This is a genomic window from Pseudomonas abietaniphila, from assembly GCF_039697315.1.
Classification (GTDB): domain Bacteria; phylum Pseudomonadota; class Gammaproteobacteria; order Pseudomonadales; family Pseudomonadaceae; genus Aquipseudomonas; species Aquipseudomonas abietaniphila_B.
The window spans coordinates 4973893-4993546 of sequence record NZ_CP155619.1; the positions used below are offsets into that span (position 1 = coordinate 4973893).

Below are 19654 nucleotides of genomic sequence, written 5' to 3' on the forward strand. Positions count from 1 at the left end.
CTTCGCGTTTATATCCTGCCTGTTTAGCACGAACTGCCCGCGTTTGTGCAAAGTGGAAAAAATATTCTACTTGAAAAAAATATAGAAAAAATCATTGATCCTTGCCCTTGAGCGTTCTAGTCTGCATCCACGAACAGCGCTTCCAGCAGACGCTGCGGAAGCCAGGCTTATAAAAATAACAGGAGCCAGCATGGGCCAGACTCGTTTTGCCAGTGGACGTCCGTTAGACGTGGTGTGCCTCGGACGTCTGGGCGTTGATCTTTACGCGCAACAGATCGGCGCACGCCTGGAGGACGTCAGCAGTTTCGCCAAATACCTTGGCGGGTCCTCTGCCAACATCGCCTTCGGCAGCGCCCGACTGGGTGTGAAATCCGCCATGCTGACTCGCGTCGGTGACGATCACATGGGGCGCTTCCTGACCGAATCCCTGGCGCGCGAGGGCTGCGACGTCAGCGGCATCAAGGTCGATGCCGAACGTCTCACCGCCATGGTCCTGCTCGGCATCAAGGACCGCGAAACCTTCCCGTTGGTGTTCTACCGCGAAAACTGCGCCGACATGGCCCTGAGCGCCGAAGACATCGACGAAGCGCAGATCGCCTCCAGCAAGGCGTTGTTGATCACCGGCACGCATTTCTCCACCGATCAGGTGTTCAAGGCCAGCAGCCAGGCGCTGGACTATGCCGAGAAGCACAACGTCAAACGCGTGCTCGACATCGATTACCGGCCGGTGCTCTGGGGCCTGACCGGCAAGGCCGACGGCGAAACCCGTTTCGTCGCCAACCAGAACGTCAGCCAGCATGTGCAGCGTATTCTGCCGCGCTTCGACCTGATCGTTGGCACCGAAGAAGAATTCCTGATTGCAGGCGGCGCCACCGACTTGATCGCGGCATTGCGCACCGTGCGTGAGCTCACCGCCGCCACGCTGGTGGTGAAACTTGGCCCGCAAGGTTGCACAGTGATCCACGGGGCAATTCCCAAGCGCCTGGAAGACGGCGCGATTTACCCCGGCGTGCGCGTTGAAGTGCTCAACGTGCTGGGGGCGGGCGACGCGTTCATGTCGGGTTTTCTCAAAGGCTGGCTGAACGACGACAGCGATGAGCGCTGCTGCCAGTTGGCCAATGCCTGTGGCGGACTGGTGGTGTCGCGGCACGCTTGCGCACCGGCCATGCCGACGCCGGTCGAGCTTGAGTACCTGTTCAACAGCCCGGTGCCAATCACCCGGCCCGATCAGGATCCGGTGCTGCAGCGCCTGCATCAGGTCAGCGTGCCGCGCAAGGAGTGGAAGCAGCTTTTCATCTTTGCCTTCGACCATCGGGGGCAGTTGGTGGAGCTGGCGCAGAAAGCCGGTCGCGATCTGGGGTGCATCGGGCAGCTCAAGCAACTGTTCATTCAGGCCGTGGAGCGGGTCGAGGCCGACCTCAAGAAGCGCGGGATCGAAGCGGACGTCGGTCTGTTGGCCGATCAGCGCTTCGGGCAGGACTCGTTGAACGCGGCAACCGGCCGTGACTGGTGGGTGGCTCGGCCGGTGGAAGTGCAGGGTTCGCGTCCGTTGGCGTTCGAACACGGGCGCTCCATTGGCAGTAACCTGGTGGCATGGCCCAAAGAGCAGATCATCAAGTGCCTGGTGCAATACCACCCCGATGACGAGCCGATGCTGCGCCTTGAGCAGGAAGCGCAGTTGATGGGCCTGTACCAAGCCTCCCAAGTCAGCGGTCATGAATTGCTGCTGGAAGTCATACCGCCGAAGGATCACCCCTCGACGTACCCCGACGTGATTTACCGTTCGCTGAAGCGCCTCTACAACCTTGGGATTTTCCCGGCGTGGTGGAAGATCGAAACCCAGCCGGCCGACGTCTGGGAAAAACTCGACGCGTTGATTCAGGAGCGCGATCCGTACTGCCGTGGTGTGGTCCTGCTGGGCTTGAATGCGCCAGCCGAAGCCTTGGCCGCAGGCTTCCGCGAAGCCAGCAAAAGCACCTCGAGCCGCGGCTTTGCCGTGGGCCGGACGATTTTCCATGAGCCGAGCCGAGCGTGGCTGGAAGGCGAGATCGACGATGCCGGGTTGATCAGTCGGGTGCAGAGCACGTTCGGCTTTTTGATCGAGTCCTGGCGTGACGCCCGAGCGTGAGCCTGCAACCCGAATCAGCCGTATGAACCCGTTTAAGCGAAAAGAACAATAAAGGTGCAGCCATGCCCGCTTCCGCAATCCGAATTGGCATTAACCCGATTTCCTGGAGCAACGACGACCTGCCGGCCCTGGGTGGCGAAACACCACTGAGCACCGCGCTCAGCGAAGGCAAGGAAATCGGCTACGAAGGTTTTGAACTCAACGGCAAGTTTCCCAAGGACGCCAAAGGCGTCGCGGATGTCCTGAGGCCTTACGATCTGGCGCTGGTGTCAGGCTGGTATTCCAGCCGTCTCGCCAGCCGTTCGGTGGCTGAAGAGATCGAGGCCATCGCCAGTCACGTGGATCTGCTCAAACAAAACGGCGCCAGCGTGCTGGTGTACGGCGAGGTCGCCGACTCGATTCAGGGCCAGCGCATTCGTCTGGTCGAGCGGCCGCGTTTTCACAGTGACAGCGCCTGGCAGGAGTACGCTGACAAACTCACGGAGCTTGCGCGTTTTACGTTGTCGCAGGGTGTGCGTCTGGCGTACCACCATCACATGGGTGCTTATGTCGAATCCCCTGAAGACATCGATCAGTTGATGGCGCGCACCGGCAGTGAAGTCGGTCTGCTGTTCGATTCGGGCCATTGCTACATGGGCGGCGGCGAGCCGTTGCAGGTGCTGCGCAAACACATTGATCGCGTGTGTCACGTGCACTTCAAGGACGTGCGCAAACCGGTGGTGCAATTGGCGCGTAACAACCTGTGGAGTTTTCCGGATTGCATCGTCAACGGCACGTTCACGGTGCCGGGCGATGGCGACATCGATTTCACGGCCTTGCTGGACGTGTTGATCGAGGCCCGCTACGAAGGCTGGCTGGTGGTCGAGGCCGAGCAGGACCCGGCGGTTGCGCCCAGCTACGTTTATGCGAAGAAAGGTTATGAAACGCTGCGCAATCTGCTGGCAGCCTCACAAGAAAGCCACTTGGGTTTACATCAGCCTGCACAAAGGAGCCTGTGAACATGAATCTCCTGGTCAAGAGCAAAGCCGAAGGCCGCGATGTGGTTGCGCTCGGTGAGGGCGTGTTGGAATACGTCGGTTTCGCTGCCCATCGGCTGACCGTCGGCGAACGTCTGCCGGTGACTGCCGGCGACAAGGAGCTGTGCCTGGTGTTGCTCAGCGGTCGCGTCAGTGTCAGCGGCGAAGCGCCGGGGCAGGGCGCGTTCAGTTGGGAAAACATCGGCGACCGGCAATCGGTGTTCGAAGACAAATCGCCGTTCGCGGTGTACCTGCCGCCCAATAGCCAGGCGCAGGTCACGGCATTGAGTGCGGTGCAGATTGCCGTGTGTGCCGCGCCGGGCGATGCGAGCAAAGACTTGCCCGCGCGGCTGATCAAGCCTGACGCGATGAAGCGAAGCGTGCGCGGCAAGGCGGCCAACACCCGATACGTCTGCGACATCCTGCCCGATTCCGAGCCCGCGCATTCGTTGCTGGTGGTGGAGGTGCGCACGCCGTCCGGTCATTCCTCCAGCTACCCGCCGCACAAGCACGACAAGGACGATCTGCCGCACGAGAGCTTCCTTGAGGAGACCTATTACCATCAGGTCAATCCGCCCCAGGGTTTTGTGTTTCAGCGGGTCTACACCGACGACCGCAGCATCGATCAGGCCATGGCGGTTGAAAACAACGACCTGGTGACCGTGCCCAAGGGCTATCACCCGGTCAGCGTGCCGTATGGCTACGAATCCTATTACCTGAACGTGATGGCCGGGCCGAAACGCGCCTGGCAATTCCACAATGATCCCAAGCATCAGTGGTTGCTGGATCTTTGAGCTCACCCCTATTTTGAAGGAGCCCGCAATGAGCAACGCCCCGATTATCGGCCACTACATCAATGGCCAGGTGCACGACGCCAGCGAGCGTTTCAGCGATGTCTTCAACCCCGCGACCGGTGCCGTGCAAGCGCGTGTTGCACTCGCGGAATTGAAGACCGTTGACGACGCGGTGGCCGCAGCCCAGGCGGCTTTCCCGGCGTGGGCCGATCAGTCGTCCCTGCGCCGTGCGCGGGTGATGTTCAAGTTCAAGGAACTGCTCGATCAGCACCATGACGAACTGGCCGAAATCATCTGTCGCGAACACGGCAAGGTGTTCTCGGACGCCAAAGGTGAAGTGGTGCGCGGCATCGAAATCGTCGAGTTCGCGTGTGGCGCGCCGACGCTGCTGAAAAGCGATTACAGCGACAACATCGGCGGCGGCATCGACAACTGGAACCTGCGCCAGCCGCTGGGCGTGTGCGCCGGTGTCACGCCGTTCAACTTCCCGGTGATGGTGCCGCTGTGGATGATTCCCATGGCACTGGTTACCGGCAACTGCTTCATCCTCAAGCCGTCTGAACGTGACCCGTCGGCCAGCCTGTTGATGGCGCGATTGCTGAAACAGGCCGGTCTGCCGGACGGCGTGTTCAACGTTGTGCAGGGCGACAAGGTGGCCGTGGACGCGTTGCTGCAACACAAGGGGATCGACGCGATTTCCTTTGTCGGCTCGACGCCGATTGCCGAGTACATCCATCAACAGGGCACCGCCCATGGCAAGCGGGTTCAGGCGTTGGGCGGCGCGAAGAACCACATGATCGTGATGCCCGATGCCGATCTGGATCAGGCCGCCGATGCGCTGATTGGCGCCGCGTATGGCTCGGCCGGCGAGCGCTGCATGGCGATTTCCGTCGCTGTGGTGGTGGGCGATGTCGGCCAGAAACTCATCGACAAACTGTTGCCACGCATCGACGCGCTCAAGGTCGGTAACGGCATGAACGCCGATTCCGACATGGGCCCGTTGGTGACGGCGGTGCACAAGGCCAAGGTCGAGGGGTACATCGATCAAGGCGTGAAAGAGGGCGCGAAGCTGATCGTCGACGGACGCAATTTCAAGGTGCCCGGCGCTGAGAACGGGTTCTTTGTCGGCGCCACATTGTTCGATGACGTGACACCGGAGATGACCATCTATAAAGAAGAGATTTTCGGACCGGTGCTGGGCATCGTTCATGTGCCGGACTTCGCGGCAGCGGTCGAGCTGATCAACGCCCACGAGTTCGGCAACGGCGTGTCGTGCTTCACCAGCGACGGCGGCATCGCCCGTGCCTTTGCGCGGAATATCAAAGTCGGCATGGTCGGCATCAACGTGCCGATTCCGGTGCCGATGGCCTGGCACTCGTTCGGCGGCTGGAAGCGCTCGCTGTTCGGCGACCACCACGCCTACGGCGAAGAAGGCTTGCGGTTCTACAGCCGCTACAAGAGCGTCATGCAGCGCTGGCCGGACAGCATCGCCAAAGGGGCGGAGTTCAGCATGCCGACGGCGAAATGATCGAGGTCTCCATCTGAAATGCGATTCTTTGTGGGAGCGAATTCATTCGCGAGAGGCCGGGAAATTCGACACAAAAACTGGTTGGCTGTCAGATTGCATCGCGAATGAATTCGCTCCCACAAAAGACCTCATCGCCCCGAACAACGCCTCCCATAACAACAAGGTGCAAGCATGACCACGACACGAATGATCGAGGTCTCCATTTGAAATGCGATTCTTTGTGGGAGCGAATTCATTCGCGAGAGGCCGGGAAATACGACACAAAAACTGGTTGGCTGTCAGATTGCATCGCGAATGAATTCGCTCCCACAGAAGACCTCATCGCCCCGAACACCGCCTCCAATAACAACAAGGTGCAAGCATGACCACGACACGGTTGACCATGGCTCAGGCCCTGGTGAAGTTTCTCGATAATCAGTACGTCGAAGTGGACGGCGTGCAGAGCAAGTTTGTTGCCGGTGTGTTTACCATTTTTGGCCACGGCAACGTGCTGGGCCTGGGTCAGGCGCTGGAACAGGACAGCGGCGAGCTGATCGTGCATCAGGGACGCAACGAACAAGGCATGTGCCACGCGGCGATGGGGTTCGCCAAGCAGCACCTGCGCCGCAAGATCTACGCGTGCACCTCGTCGGTCGGACCCGGTGCCGCCAACATGATCACCGCGGCGGCAACTGCGTCGGCCAACCGCATTCCGCTGCTGTTGCTGCCCGGTGATGTGTACGCCAGCCGTCAGCCTGACCCGGTGTTGCAACAGATAGAACAATTCCACGACCTCAGCATCAGCACCAACGATGCGTTCAAGGCCGTGAGCAAATACTGGGACCGGATCAACCGGCCCGAGCAATTGATGAGCGCCGCGCTCAACGCCATGCGCGTGCTGACTGACCCCGCCGAAACCGGCGCCGTGACCCTGGCACTGCCGCAAGACGTGCAGGGTGAGGCCTACGACTATCCCGATACCTTCCTGCAGAAACGCGTGCACCGTATTGATCGCCGCCCGCCGACCCAGGCCATGCTCAAGGACGCGTTGGCGCTGCTCAAAGGCAAGCGCAAGCCGTTGCTGATTTGCGGCGGAGGGGTGCGGTATTCCGGCGCGGCAGCCGAACTTCAGGCATTCGCCGAGCAGTTCGACATTCCGTTCACAGAGACTCAGGCGGGCAAGAGCGCGATTGTCTCGGCTCACCCCCTGAACATGGGCGGCATCGGCGAAACCGGGTCGCTGGCGGCCAACACGCTGGCACGCAAGGCGGATCTGATCATCGGCGTCGGGACGCGTTACAGCGACTTCACCACCGGCTCGAAATCGCTGTTCCAGAACCCCGACGTGCAGTTTCTCAACCTCAACGTTGGCGCGTTCGATGTGCAGAAACTCGACGGCGTCCAGGTGCTCGCCGACGCACAACTCGCATTGCAGTCGTTGAGCGATGCGCTGGGTGACTACAAGGCCGGCTGGGGTGACGCGCCGAAGCAGGCGAGGGCAGCGCTGGATGCCGAGGTGGATCGTCTGTACGCCGTGGAATACCAGACTCAGGATTTCGAACCCGAGGTCAGCGGACACCTCGACCCACAGGTGCTGCGCGACTTCATCGAAATGACCGGTTCGTGCCTGACCCAGAGCCGCGTCCTGGGCCTGCTCAATCAGCAACTGCCTGGCGATGCTGTGATCGTGGCGGCGGCGGGCAGTCTGCCCGGCGATCTGCAACGGGCGTGGCGCAGTACCAGCGTCGACAGTTATCACGTCGAATACGGCTATTCCTGCATGGGCTACGAGGTGAATGCGGCCCTCGGCGCGAAGATGGCCGCGCCCGAGCGCGAAGTCTACGCACTGGTCGGCGATGGCTCCTACATGATGCTGCACTCGGAGCTGGCGACCTCGATTCAGGAGCGGCGCAAGATCAACGTGGTGCTGCTGGACAACATGGCATTCGGTTGCATCAACAACCTGCAGATGGGCAACGGCATGGGCAGCTTCGGCACCGAGTTCCGCTTCCGCAATCCCGAGAGCGGGTTGCTCGATGGCGACTTCGTGCCGGTGGATTTCGCCATGAGCGCCGCCGCGTATGGCTGCAAGACCTACACGGTGAAAACCGTCGCAGAACTAGAGGCCGCGTTGATCGATGCGCGCAGGCAGACGGTGTCCACGCTGATCGACATCAAGGTCCTGCCCAAGACCATGATTCACGGCTACCTGTCGTGGTGGCGGGTGGGCGTGGCCGAAGTGTCGACGACGGGGGCCACCGCAGAGGCCTATGAACGGCAAAAAGCGATGCTGGCCAAGGCCCGTCAATATTGAATCAAGCAACCCCTGTAGGAGCGTGGCTTGTCTCGCGATCTGCCCGGGTTTGCGTCCGGGCGCATCGGCAGTAAATCCGTCTAGCGCGGTGTGTCAGGTTTATTCGGGTTGCAGGTTTCACGACCGGTTCCCGGCCGATCGCGGGACAAGCCACGCTCCTACAGGAAACGGAGAACACATTATGAAAATCGGACTCATCGGCTACGGCAAAGGCGGGCGCTTCTTTCATGCGCCGCTGCTCGCCAGTATGCCCGGCGCGACCTTTGCCGGTGTGGTGACGCGCTCGCCCGAGCGTCGCCTGGATCTGAGCAAGGATTACCCCAAGGTGCCGGCCTTCGACAGCCTGGCCGACATGGTGGCGGCAGGCGTCGATGCGGTGGTGATCTCCACACCCTTGGCCTCACGGCGTGCATTGATCCTGGAGGCGATCGAACTCGGGGTGCCTGTGGTCAGCGACAAACCCTTCGCGCCCGACGCCAAACAGGCGCAGGAACTGGTGGACGCCGCCGAACGCCGGGGCGTGTTGTTGGGCGTGTACCAGAACCGTCGCTGGGATTCGGATTTCCTCACGCTGCGCAAGTTGATCGATCAAGGCGTATTGGGTGACATCCGACGCTTTGAATCCCGCGTCGAGCGTTATTCGCCTTCGTCAGTGGGCAAGGAAAGCGGCGGCGGGATTTTGCGCGATCTGGGCAGTCACCTGGTGGACCAGGCACTGCAACTGTTCGGGCCGGTCAAGCGGGTGTACGCCGAACTCGAGTTCGCAACGCCGGAACAACAGGTCGATCACGGCTTCTTCGTTTCACTCATTCATGCCAACGGCGTGACGTCGCACCTGTGGGGCAACTGCCTGCAAAACGCTCAAGGTCCGCGCTTTCGGGTCAATGGTTCACAAGGCTGCTATACCGTTGATGGCCTGGACGGACAGGAAGCGGCGGCGCTGGCAGGGCTTTCCCCCAAATCCGAAGGCGAACGCTGGGGCGTCGAGGAGCATCGTCGCTGGGGCTGGTTCGAGCAGGGCGAACATCGCGAACGCGTGCCTTCCGAGCGCGGCAGTTGGCCAGAATTCTACCGTCAGCTGCAGGACGCCGTGATGAATCAAGGGCGTAATCCGGTGGACGCGCGGGATGCCGTGGCGTCGGCGACAGTGCTGGATGCCGCCAGGGTCAGCGCGCTGGAAGGGCGGGTGGTGGCGCTGTAACGGTCACCAAGGGTTCAAATTGTGGGAGCGAATTCATTCGCGGTGCAATGTGTCAGGCGACAGAGATGTGTTGAATGTGCGTGCCTCTCGCGAATGAATCCGCTCCCACGGTAGGCGTGCATCAACCGTTTTCCGCAAGATTGCATGCAACGAAAATCAAAATAGAAATAAATTCTAAAACAGGTTGAAACAGAAATTATTTTCCAATAGAGTCATTTTCAGGTTGCCGACTATCGACGTCTGAACCTGCTGTCGGATGCTTCCGACGCCAGGCCGCACGTACGAACCAAAAACAAGAAAGCCAAAAAGACAGGTACCGTCGATGAACATTTTCAAACATGCCGCCAAGGCTTGCCGTTCAGTGTCCAGCGCTCTTCTCGTTGCTCCTCGCGTCGTCTCGTACGCGAAATCCTCTGCTGTTCCTGCCCTCGAACGAACCCTCGAAACCATTGCCCGCGTCCTGTGTGTGGAAAGCCACGGGGTGATGGTCTGTGGCGCCTCGGCAGCGTCGGTTGCGCACTTCACGAACCCGCACTTCTCGGATCAAAGCTCCGCACCCAATCAAGCTCCCCATTAAAAGCAGCTTTCTGAAGACCAGCAGTCGTTAGCCAATTCACTACAACAACAAGAATTTGGAGAAAGACCGTTCATGACTACCAAAGCCCGTTTTACCTCTATGGCACTGGCCCTGATGCTCAGCAGTGGCGCCGTCATGGCCGCCGACCTGAAGATTGGTGTCGCCATGTCCCAGTTCGATGACACCTACCTGACCTACATGCGCGAAGACATGGGCAAGAAGGCCAAGGAAATGGGCGGCGTCGACCTGCAGTTCGTCGATGGGCGCAACGACGTGAACAAGCAGCTCGATCAGGTGCAGGAGCTGATCGGCAAGAAAGTCGACGCGCTGATCGTCAACCCGGTCGACACCGCCGCCACAGGGCGCATCACCAAGGCCGCCACTGACGCCGGGATTCCGCTGGTCTACGTCAATCGCCGTCCTGATGATCCGAAATTGCCCGCCGGCGTTGCCTCCGTGACCTCGGACGACAAGGAAGCCGGTCGTCTGCAGATGCAATACATCGCCGACAAACTGAAAGGCAAAGGCACCGTGGTGATCCTGCTGGGCGAACTGTCGAACAACTCGACTCGGGACCGTACCGAAGGCGTGAAGGAAGTCCTGAAAAAATACCCTGACATCAAGATTGCCGAGGAACAGGAAGGTGCATGGGGACGCCAGAAAGGCATGGACATCACCAACAACTGGCTGACCCAGGGGCGTGATTTCAGTGCGGTGCTTTCCAACAACGATGAAATGGCCATTGGCGCGTCCATGGCCCTGAAGCAGGCGGGCAAAAAGCAGGGCGACGTGCTCGTCGCCGGTGTCGACGGTACGCCTGACGGTCTGAACGCAGTGAAAAAGGGGGATCTGACCGTCTCGGTGTTCCAGGACGCCAAAGGCCAGGGCGAAGGCTCCATCGACGCGGCCGTGAAGCTGGCGAAGAAGGAAGCCCTGCCGCAACAGGCCATCGTGATTCCGTTCAAGCTGATCACGCCGGAAAACGTCAGCACCTTCAAATAACGTTCACAACACAACAACTGACACGACGCAGAGAGCGGCATGGCCGCACCTCTGTTACCGATGTCACTTGAGGAGCCTGTGACCATGTTCGCTTCCGCTACTGCTTCGACCGACGCAACGATCGATCTCGCTGCAACCACCGCCGAGCATCCCTATCTGCTGGAAATCACCAACATCAGCAAAGGTTTTCCTGGCGTGGTGGCGCTGGACAACGTCGAACTGCGCGTGCGGCCGGGCAGCGTGCTGGCCTTGATGGGTGAAAACGGCGCGGGCAAGTCCACCCTGATGAAAATCATCGCCGGCATTTACCAGCCCGATACCGGCGAAATTCTGCTGAGGGGCAAGCCGGTGGTGTTCGACACGCCGCTGGCGGCGCTGAAATCGGGCATCGCGATGATTCACCAGGAACTCAACCTGATGCCGCACATGAGCATCGCCGAGAACATCTGGATCGGTCGCGAGCAGCTCAACGGCCTGCATATGGTCGACCACCGCGCCATGCATCGCTGCACCGCCGAACTGCTGGAGCGCCTGCGCATCAACCTCGACCCCGAGGAGCAGGTGGGCAACTTGAGCATCGCCGAACGGCAGATGGTCGAGATTGCCAAGGCCGTGTCCTACGACTCTGACGTGTTGATCATGGACGAGCCAACATCGGCCATCACCGAAACGGAAGTGGCGCACCTGTTTTCGATCATTGCCGACCTGCGTGCCCAAGGTAAGGGCATCATCTACATCACCCACAAAATGAACGAAGTGTTTGCCATCGCCGACGAAGTCGCGGTGTTTCGCGACGGCGCTTACATCGGCTTGCAACGCGCCGACAGCATGGACGGCGACAGCCTGATCTCCATGATGGTGGGGCGTGAATTGACCCAGTTGTTCCCGGAGCGGGATACGCCCCTCGGCAAGCTCATGCTGTCGGTGCGCGATTTGTCGCTTGAGGGCGTCTTTGAGGGTGTGTCGTTCGATCTGCACGCGGGCGAGGTACTGGGTATCGCCGGTCTGATGGGGTCGGGCCGCACCAACGTGGCGGAAACCATTTTTGGCATCACACCCTGCACACGTGGAGAGATCCACCTGGACGGCGCGCCCATCAAAGTCACCGACCCTCATTTCGCCATCGAGAAGGGGTTTGCGCTGCTCACCGAGGACCGCAAGCTCAGTGGCCTGTTTCCCTGCCTGTCGGTACTGGAAAACATGGAAATGGCCGTTCTGCCGCATTTCGTCGGCAACGGTTTCGTGCACCAGAAAGCCCTGCGCGCCTTGTGCGAAGACATGTGCAAGAAGCTGCGGGTCAAGACGCCGTCGCTGGAGCAGTGCATCGACACCTTGTCCGGCGGTAATCAACAGAAAGCCCTGCTCGCGCGCTGGCTGATGACCAATCCGCGAGTGCTGATTCTCGACGAGCCCACGCGCGGTATCGACGTGGGTGCCAAGGCGGAAATCTATCGGCTGATCTCGCTGCTCGCCAGTGAAGGCATGGCGGTGATCATGATTTCTTCGGAGCTGCCGGAAGTGCTGGGCATGAGTGATCGGGTCATGGTCATGCACGAAGGCGAAATGATGGGCACCCTCGACCGCGCCGACGCGACTCAGGAGCGGGTCATGCATCTGGCGTCGGGCAATTCGCTCCATTGATGGGCCGTTTGCCAATGGCCCGCTGCGGGTCTGAACAAGAATAAGAGGCACGTATGAAGATGAACGCGATACTGGAAAACAAACCTGCTCTGGCACCGACCAAGCACAAGCGCCGCCTGCCCACCGAGCTGAGCATTTTTCTGGTGCTGATCGGCATCGCCCTGATCTTCGAAGTGTTCGGTTGGGTCGTGCGCGATCAGAGCTTCCTGATGAACTCCCAGCGCCTGGTGCTGATGATTTTGCAGGTGTCGATCATCGGCATGATCGCGATCGGAGTCACCCAGGTGATCATCACCACCGGGATCGATCTGTCCTCGGGCTCGGTGCTGGCGCTGACGGCCATGATCGCCGCCAGCCTCGCTCAATCTTCCGACTACACCCGTGCGGTGTTTCCTTCACTGACGGATCTGCCGGTGTGGATACCCGTCGTTGCCGGGCTCGGGGTGGGTCTGCTGGCCGGTGCGATCAACGGCAGCATCATTGCCATCACCGGCATCCCGCCCTTCATCGCCACGCTGGGCATGATGGTGTCGGCACGCGGCCTGGCCCGTTTCTACACCGGCGGTCAGCCCGTGAGCATGCTCAACGATTCCTATACCGCCATTGGTCAGGGTGCGATGCCGGTGATCATCTTCCTGGTGGTTGCGGTGATCTTCCACGTTGCCCTGCGCTACACCAAATATGGCAAATACACCTACGCCATCGGCGGCAACATGCAGGCGGCGCGGACTTCAGGGATCAACGTCAAACGTCATCTGGTGATCGTCTACAGCATCGCGGGCCTGCTGGCCGGGCTGGCTGGCGTCGTGGCGTCGGCGCGTGCGGCCACGGGTCAGGCGGGGATGGGCGTGTCCTATGAGCTGGACGCGATCGCTGCGGCAGTGATCGGCGGCACGAGCCTGTCGGGCGGCGTCGGCCGGATCACCGGCACCGTCATCGGCGCGCTGATTCTCGGGGTCATGGCCAGTGGATTTACCTTCGTGGGGGTCGATGCCTATGTACAAGACATCATCAAAGGGTTGATCATCGTCGTCGCGGTGGTCATCGACCAGTACCGCAACAAACGCAAGCTCAAGCGCTGAGTGTTTGAGGAATATTGAAAAAGGGCCTGGTTCAGGCCCTTTTTGTTTTTAGCGAGTTTGAACTGAAGGGGTGGCAGCGGGTCAGAGACCGTCTTCCTGATTCCGGCGAAGCGCTGTCGGGGCTAATGCGATCGCGAGCACCCACACCGGATATGTCGCGTCAGACACACGTTCAAACCCCTGTTTCACTCAATGCCACCGGGGATTTGGGGGCTTGTTGAGCGAATCCTGTTCAATTATGTTGCCGAGTACGAAACCCGGCCTTAGACTGCCGCCCCTCGTAAATTGAGTGCCCGATGGCGCTTGGAGACTACGGCGCTTTTTAAACACGGGCCAAGGCGCTCCCTTGATTCGCCTTAATGCACGTTTTTTTATAGAGAAATCAATGACCAAGGAAAAGTTGCTGGCGATGCCGGCCGATGACTACATGAACGCGGAGCAACACGCTTTCTTCGTCAAGCTGTTGCAAGACATGAAAGTGGAAATCCACGAGCGCATCGAGCAGAGCCGTATCGCTATCGAAAGCCTGGACACCCCGGCCGATCCCGCTGACGCTGCTTCCGTCGAAGAAGAGCGTCATTGGCTGGTCAACGTGATCGACCGCGATCAGCGCATGCTTCCGCAGCTGGAAATGGCCCTGACGCGTATCGCCGAAGACACCTTTGGCTGGTGCGATGACAGTGGTGAGCCGATCGGTTTGAAGCGTCTGCTGATCAGCCCGACCACCAAGTACTGCATCGAAGCCCAGGAACGCCACGAACAGATCGACCGCCACCAGCGTCAGGCCTGATTCCAGCCGACGTGATGGCCAAGGCCCGACTGCCTGTTTCCAGGCAGTCGGGCTTTTTGTCGTTCGCAGTTTGTTGATTGGCCCCGTACTACTTTCTTTTTCAAATCCGACCGAGTACCACCATCGGCTCATAGCGTATGGCCGCTATGTGGCGTCTAATGCTTGCAAAATAATAAGCAGGTGGGGTCACGGATATGGCTGCGAATGGACGTTATACAGGGACACTTTCCCCGCAACTGGAACCGGCCGTCGTTCAGCGGCCCGCAGGCGCTTTGCACTGGATGGCGACGTCGATGCAGAGCCTTGCGCTGTGCGGGCTGTTCGCGGCCATGGCGTGGGGCGATGTGTCGGTGTATGCCTGCCTGCCGCTGGGCCTGGTGACGCTGTGGTTGCCGCGTCTGCTCACATCGCGTGCGGTGGTCGCGCCACGCGCCGTTGAGGAAGACGCCATCGGCAAGCTGACCCGCGATCTTTCCCGCAGCACCAGCCACAATGCGCTGTCTGCGGCAGCGGTGGCGTTTTCGGTCAAGCAACTGGCGGGCAAGCTGCAGTCTCAGGTCGACGCTGCCGAGCAGATCGTCAGCAGTGCCGACGTGATGATCGCCACCGAGCGCGCGACGTCCTCCCTCAGCCAGCAAGCCCTGAGCGCCGCCAGCGAAGCGCGGCAAAGCAGCGATGCGGGGCTGACCGTACTCAACGAATCCATCGCCTTGATGCATCGGCTCAGCGAGCGCGCCGACAACAGCCGGCAGTTGATCGAAGCCCTCAGCCAGCGCAGCGAAGACATCCAGCGGGTGACGGCCGTGATTCAGTCAATCGCCAGCCAGACCAACCTGCTGGCCCTCAACGCCGCCATCGAAGCCGCCAGGGCCGGTGAACAGGGGCGCGGGTTCGCCGTGGTCGCCGACGAGGTGCGCGGTCTGGCGGGTCGTACCGCAACGGCCACCAGCGAGGTCGGGGACATGGTGACCGACATTCAGCAACGCACCGCGCAGGTGGTCGAACAGATCCGCCAGCTTTCCGGCGACCTGAATGGCGGTGTCGAGCACGTGGAAATGACCGGGCAGCAGCTGGCCAGCATTGCGCGACTCGCGGCGGGTGTGGAAGGGCAGGTCAATGAGATCGCCCTGGGCGCGCAGACCAATCAGGCGCAATTGAGCAGCCTCTTCGTCGCCGTGGAACAGATGCGCAGTGACCTGGCCATCAGCGACGACCAGACGCGCCAACTGGCCAAATCGGCGGTGCAGATGGAAGGGCAGGCGGAGACGATCAGTGAGCGCCTGGCGGAGGTCGGACTGGACGATTATCACCAGCGTGTTTATGACCTCGCGCGAGAGGGGGCCAACCAGATTGCGCAACAGTTCGAACGCGACCTCGACCAGCGACGCGTGAGTCTGGAAGACTTGTTCGACCGGTCGTATCAACCCATCGCCAACACGTCCCCGACCAAATACCAGACCCGCTTCGACCGCTATACCGATCAGGTGCTGCCGGTCATTCAGGAGCCGTTGCTGTCGCGTCATGAGGGCCTCGTGTTTGCCATCGCCTGCACCCAGCAAGGCTATGTGCCGACCCACAACCAGGCGTTCAGCAAGCCGTTGACAGGCGATACCGCCGTCGACGCCGTAAACAACCGCACCAAGCGCAAATTCGACGATCGGACGGGCATCCGCTGCGGCAGCCATCAGCAACCCGTGCTGCTGCAGACGTACACCCGGGACACCGGTGAGTTGATGCACGATCTGTCGGTGCCCATCATGGTCAAAGGAAGGCATTGGGGTGGTCTGCGTCTGGGCTACAAGCCCGAAAGCGGAACCGGCACCTTCCGTTGACGGTGCGATAACCGGACCTGTCGGAAAAGCGGGTTCGGACGAGGTAAGTCAATAATTAACGGTGCGTTGTATCCAAGGGTTGTTTAAGTGAGATTTGTTTGTTTAGTTTCGCAACGGGGCGCTCGGAGATAATTGCTTAATAAGTGGGATAAAAGAGGTTGAGGGTTTTAATGGTCTGATAAATGAGTGGGAAGTTTCTGAAGTTCAATTCTCCCCGTTGACGCTGTCGGGGGTGTGAGCATTCTGTGAGTGATAGGTCCGGTGATAAGAAGTCCGGATTAACGTCAGCCCTCACAGGTGATTACTTATGACAGCATTATTTGCAAAAACAGGTTCAGGCTCCGCGGCGAGCGCGTTGAGCGCCACCGTGCGCATCGGCGTGTTCTTTGACGGGACAGGCAATAACCGCGTCAATAGCCAGATTGGCGCCGACTGCCAGGCGATGGCCGAAATTTATAACAATGCTCACATCAAGGAATGCGGTGGTCGGCATTCCGATCCCGGCAGCAGTTACAGCAATGACCTCACTAATATTGCCCGGCTGGCCGAGTTATATCGGTGTCAGCCTAAGGCCTTTAATGCCGGGGATGGATTGCGGGTGTATCACGCCGTTTATGTCGGAGGCGTGGGTACAACTTCCGGCGGTCGAGATTCCAAAGTATCCGGGCAGGGCTTCGGGCGAGGCAATACCGGCGTGGTGGCGAAAGTGTACCGAGGCGTCAAAAAGATTGGCGATGTACTCGATCACTTTGAAACCGACAATCCGGGGTGCGTGATCGCGGCGCTCGAGCTGGATCTGTTCGGCTTCAGCCGCGGTGCGGCATCCGCCCGCCATTTTGCCAATGAAGTGCTCAAAGGAACGCGTGGTGCCCTTGAGTCGATCCTCAATCCTCGCAAGCTGCCGCTGGCCACAGGCTTCTCCTGGGACAGCGGCTGCGTACGTTTGAAAGTGATCGGGCTGTTCGACACCGTTGCGGCGGTGGGTGGCATTTCCGACCTGGGTAACGTCCGCGATGGGGTCAACACGCGGGTCAATCTGTTTTTGCCCCCGGGGTGTGCGCAGCAGATTCTGCACCTGGTTGCGGCCGACGAGCACCGACGTAATTTCGCCTTGAACAGTGTGGCCCCTGACTGGCCACGCGAAATCGTCGTGCCGGGGAGTCATTCCGATGTCGGCGGCGGATACCACGCTCAATCGGTGGAAAAGATTGCACTGACCCGGCCGCGTCGCAGCCAGGTCAGCGTAGACACGCCATTCGATACAACGGATGCCTGGCGGGAAACCCACGCCGAGATGGTCCGCGTGGATGCGCAGCGCTGGATCGATCCGCTGGACGACACGGCATCGATGGGGGTGGAGTGCATCGAGCGAATGGCGCAACGCGGGTCAGGCACGAAGAGCGTAGTGGCGACCGTGATGTTGGAGCGCCGGGTGTTCGGTCATCTGTCCAGGGTTTACCTGCGCGTGATGCACGCGTTGGCGTGCGACGAAGGCGTGCCGTTTCAGCCGGTTCCGGATTCGCCGGACCTGAGCCTGCCGCCAGAGTTGCGGGAGGTCGCCGTTAAACTGATTGCTCATGCGCGTGGGGAGGGCGTGTCATTGAGCGACAGCGATCTGCAGATGCTGTACCGACGATACATTCATTGCTCGGCGCATTGGAACAGCACGTTGGGGCGCCGTGGCACGCTGGTCGACAGCCTGTTTCTGCATGCCCCTGCACGTGAAGGACGGCTACGGTTTCCAAACCAGTGTCAGTCGGGCAATCCGCATTAGTCCGGCCTGGCGTTGAGACCGACTGTTTGTTACCGATCATGCAAGGAACCTATTCCGCAGATAGCTTTTTCCCCAGGCGGTCGGTCATTAAGATGCGGTGACCCGCATCAATGAGATGCAGCTATCAGCCAAAGCTCGTGAGATCCCCGGAGGATGCGATGCAAAGCAAGATCGATGTCGCCGTGATGATTGGCCTGGGCGTACCCCCATCTTTTCGTGACAGGGGCCAGCGTGTTTGCTGGGTCGTGTTGATCAACGGCGAACAACGCGGCACGGCTTTTTCAAGCCGGGCCGAAGCCGAAGAATGCCGTAGCGCGTGGCTGCAGCAACTGACGATGGCGGCCTGAAGGGCCGCCATTTCTTTCAGGGCCGTCGCTTAGTCGGCTTTGGCCGAATGGAGCAGTTCGTTGAGCTCGTCCACGACGGGCGCCCATTCGGCGTCTACGTGCAGTTCCTCTTTCAGAAAGCGCGCCTGTTGCGGGGTCCAGAAGTCCGCATCAATCAGTTTCACGTCATCGGGCAACGAATGGGCGCTGACAAACGCGTCGATGCTGGCCTGATCGGATTCAAGGCCCAACTGTTCGAACAACGTCGCAAGTGTCGGTGGGGTAAGTTCCATGGTGTCTCCCTGGCGGGTCAAAGACCCGGGTTGGCGTGGGCGTGAGTGAAGCGTGTGCTGCATGTGAGTACGTTCAGGGCGCAAGAGTTCTAAGTGTTCGCCGTAACGATTCAGCGGCCGCCGTTCGGGTTGTCCAGAGGATTGGACACAGCACCGGCGGGACGGTCGTGTACAAAAATGGCCACATAACGGACGAAAGGCATATATCCCGTATAGACTCTGAGCCGGTAGAATCCACACCCATGCCAGTCCCCGGCAACCGGGGCGTACCGTTTTTCTCGTATTTTCCTTGCCTGGCCCTGCGGCCGGGCGAGTTCATATCAGGTTGGGAGTTTGTACATTGGCAGTAAGTAATCTGGATACCCATGCGTTATTCGTACTCGGCGATTTGCGCGCGAAGTTGGTAAAGCAGTTCCAGGCACGTTTCGTTTACGTCATCGAGCAGTCCCCTGAAGGCATCTACATGTCTGAGATCGACACCGAAAGCGCATTGGTGGTCGATGACAAACCACGTCTGGAATTGAAAGTAGGCGATCACTTTCGCGCCGCCGTACTGCCCAGTCGCGAAGGCGGCAAGTTCGAGATCAAGTTTCGCGACATCAAGATGACCATCTACGGTCTGGGCGAATACGCGTTTGTCGATGTGCCCGAAGGCCACGGTATTGTCTTCAAGGAATCGCACTGCGTGTTCATGGTGTTCGCTGCCCATGAGCAGATTCAGCTGGGGTTGAGCAAAGTGCTCAAGGCCGCAACGGCCAAGGCCGCCAAATGGCGCAAGGGCGAACTGGTGTTCAAGGCCAGCGAGTGATTCGCCGGCGTGAAGCGTGATGACGGTTTAGAGGCGTGTTTGGCCTGCACCCAAGTCGCGTTTTGTGTGTCTGAACTCTCGCGCACGAAGAGCAAGATCAAAACCAGAGCAAGGGAGAGGATCACCGCCCGCCTTTGATTCTGCCGAAGGCGTAGGAGCGCGGCTTGTCCCGCGATCTACCGCGTAGCGGTAGCAGAATCAGACGAGTCGACGGTGCCTGACACTCCACGTGGACCGGTTTTAGTGCCGGTTCCCGGCAGATCGCGGGACAAGCCACGCTCCTACAGTTAAGGGTAGCGTGGATGATTAGGATCGTTCCCACGCTCTGCGTGGGAATGCCTGTGGAGGACGCTCCGCGTCCACTTTGACGCAGAGCGCCAGTCGCTGCGTTACCACGCGGAGCGTGGGAACGATCAAGAAAATCAAGATCAAGAGCGACTTGCTGCTCCGCTTTTGATTCTGCCGAAGGCGTAGGAGCGTGGCTTGTCCCGCGATCTGCCGGGAACCGGCAGCAAGACCTGTGCATGCGGTGCATCAGGTACAACCGAGTCGCCTGATTTTGCTACCGC

15 protein-coding genes are annotated in these 19654 nt (G+C 59.9%); 14 read left to right on the forward strand and 1 reads right to left on the reverse strand.

Going from position 1 to position 19654, the window contains the following annotated elements; genetic code table 11:
- Positions 1-190 precede the first annotated feature (190 nt).
- The 13 genes from ABDX87_RS21920 to ABDX87_RS21980 all read left to right on the forward strand — a co-directional run bounded on the left by ABDX87_RS21920 (position 191) and on the right by ABDX87_RS21980 (position 18005).
- Entirely contained in the window at positions 191-2128 is a 1938-nt protein-coding gene (locus ABDX87_RS21920) for a bifunctional 5-dehydro-2-deoxygluconokinase/5-dehydro-2-deoxyphosphogluconate aldolase (RefSeq protein WP_346829749.1), read from the forward strand.
- A 62-nt stretch (positions 2129-2190) separates the two neighbouring features.
- Positions 2191-3126 carry a myo-inosose-2 dehydratase gene (iolE, locus tag ABDX87_RS21925; RefSeq protein ID WP_346829750.1) on the forward strand — a complete coding sequence of 312 codons (936 nt, stop codon included), beginning with the start codon at positions 2191-2193 and terminating at the stop codon, positions 3124-3126.
- Between the two features lie 2 nt (positions 3127-3128).
- Entirely contained in the window at positions 3129-3938 is an 810-nt protein-coding gene (iolB, locus tag ABDX87_RS21930) for a 5-deoxy-glucuronate isomerase (protein ID WP_346829751.1), read from the forward strand.
- Positions 3939-3966: 28 nt separating this feature from the next.
- Positions 3967-5466 (forward strand): CoA-acylating methylmalonate-semialdehyde dehydrogenase, encoded by a 1500-nt coding sequence (locus tag ABDX87_RS21935; RefSeq protein WP_346829752.1) that lies wholly within the window; start codon positions 3967-3969, stop codon positions 5464-5466.
- 361 nt (positions 5467-5827) lie between these two features.
- On the forward strand, positions 5828-7759 hold the full coding sequence (gene iolD / locus ABDX87_RS21940) for a 3D-(3,5/4)-trihydroxycyclohexane-1,2-dione acylhydrolase (decyclizing) (protein WP_346829753.1): 1932 nt from the start codon (positions 5828-5830) through the stop codon (positions 7757-7759).
- A gap of 181 nt (positions 7760-7940) precedes the next feature.
- The gene (locus ABDX87_RS21945; protein WP_346829754.1) at positions 7941-8960 is read left to right on the forward strand and encodes a Gfo/Idh/MocA family protein; all 1020 of its coding nucleotides are present in this window, start codon (positions 7941-7943) and stop codon (positions 8958-8960) included.
- 649 nt (positions 8961-9609) lie between these two features.
- A complete protein-coding gene (locus tag ABDX87_RS21950; protein ID WP_346829755.1) occupies positions 9610-10539 on the forward strand; it encodes a sugar ABC transporter substrate-binding protein in 930 nt (309 codons plus the stop codon).
- An 84-nt stretch (positions 10540-10623) separates the two neighbouring features.
- Complete coding sequence (locus ABDX87_RS21955; RefSeq protein WP_346829756.1) at positions 10624-12180, forward strand: sugar ABC transporter ATP-binding protein; 1557 nt, start codon at positions 10624-10626, stop codon at positions 12178-12180.
- Positions 12181-12239: 59 nt separating this feature from the next.
- Positions 12240-13262 (forward strand): ABC transporter permease, encoded by a 1023-nt coding sequence (locus tag ABDX87_RS21960; RefSeq protein WP_346833588.1) that lies wholly within the window; start codon positions 12240-12242, stop codon positions 13260-13262.
- 385 nt (positions 13263-13647) lie between these two features.
- On the forward strand, positions 13648-14052 hold the full coding sequence (locus ABDX87_RS21965; RefSeq protein WP_062390457.1) for a TraR/DksA family transcriptional regulator: 405 nt from the start codon (positions 13648-13650) through the stop codon (positions 14050-14052).
- Between the two features lie 293 nt (positions 14053-14345).
- Complete coding sequence (locus ABDX87_RS21970) at positions 14346-15884, forward strand: methyl-accepting chemotaxis protein (protein ID WP_431061267.1); 1539 nt, start codon at positions 14346-14348, stop codon at positions 15882-15884.
- Between the two features lie 307 nt (positions 15885-16191).
- Complete coding sequence (locus ABDX87_RS21975) at positions 16192-17658, forward strand: T6SS phospholipase effector Tle1-like catalytic domain-containing protein (RefSeq protein WP_346829757.1); 1467 nt, start codon at positions 16192-16194, stop codon at positions 17656-17658.
- 158 nt (positions 17659-17816) lie between these two features.
- Entirely contained in the window at positions 17817-18005 is a 189-nt protein-coding gene (locus tag ABDX87_RS21980) for a hypothetical protein (RefSeq protein WP_346829758.1), read from the forward strand.
- A gap of 29 nt (positions 18006-18034) precedes the next feature.
- Here the strand turns inward: ABDX87_RS21980 and ABDX87_RS21985 are convergent, their stop codons facing one another.
- Positions 18035-18277 (reverse strand): DUF2789 domain-containing protein, encoded by a 243-nt coding sequence (locus tag ABDX87_RS21985; protein WP_346829759.1) that lies wholly within the window; start codon positions 18275-18277, stop codon positions 18035-18037.
- Positions 18278-18617: 340 nt separating this feature from the next.
- Between ABDX87_RS21985 and ABDX87_RS21990 the strand changes: the two genes are divergently transcribed.
- Positions 18618-19085 carry a hypothetical protein gene (locus ABDX87_RS21990; protein ID WP_346829760.1) on the forward strand — a complete coding sequence of 156 codons (468 nt, stop codon included), beginning with the start codon at positions 18618-18620 and terminating at the stop codon, positions 19083-19085.
- Positions 19086-19654: the final 569 nt, after the last annotated feature.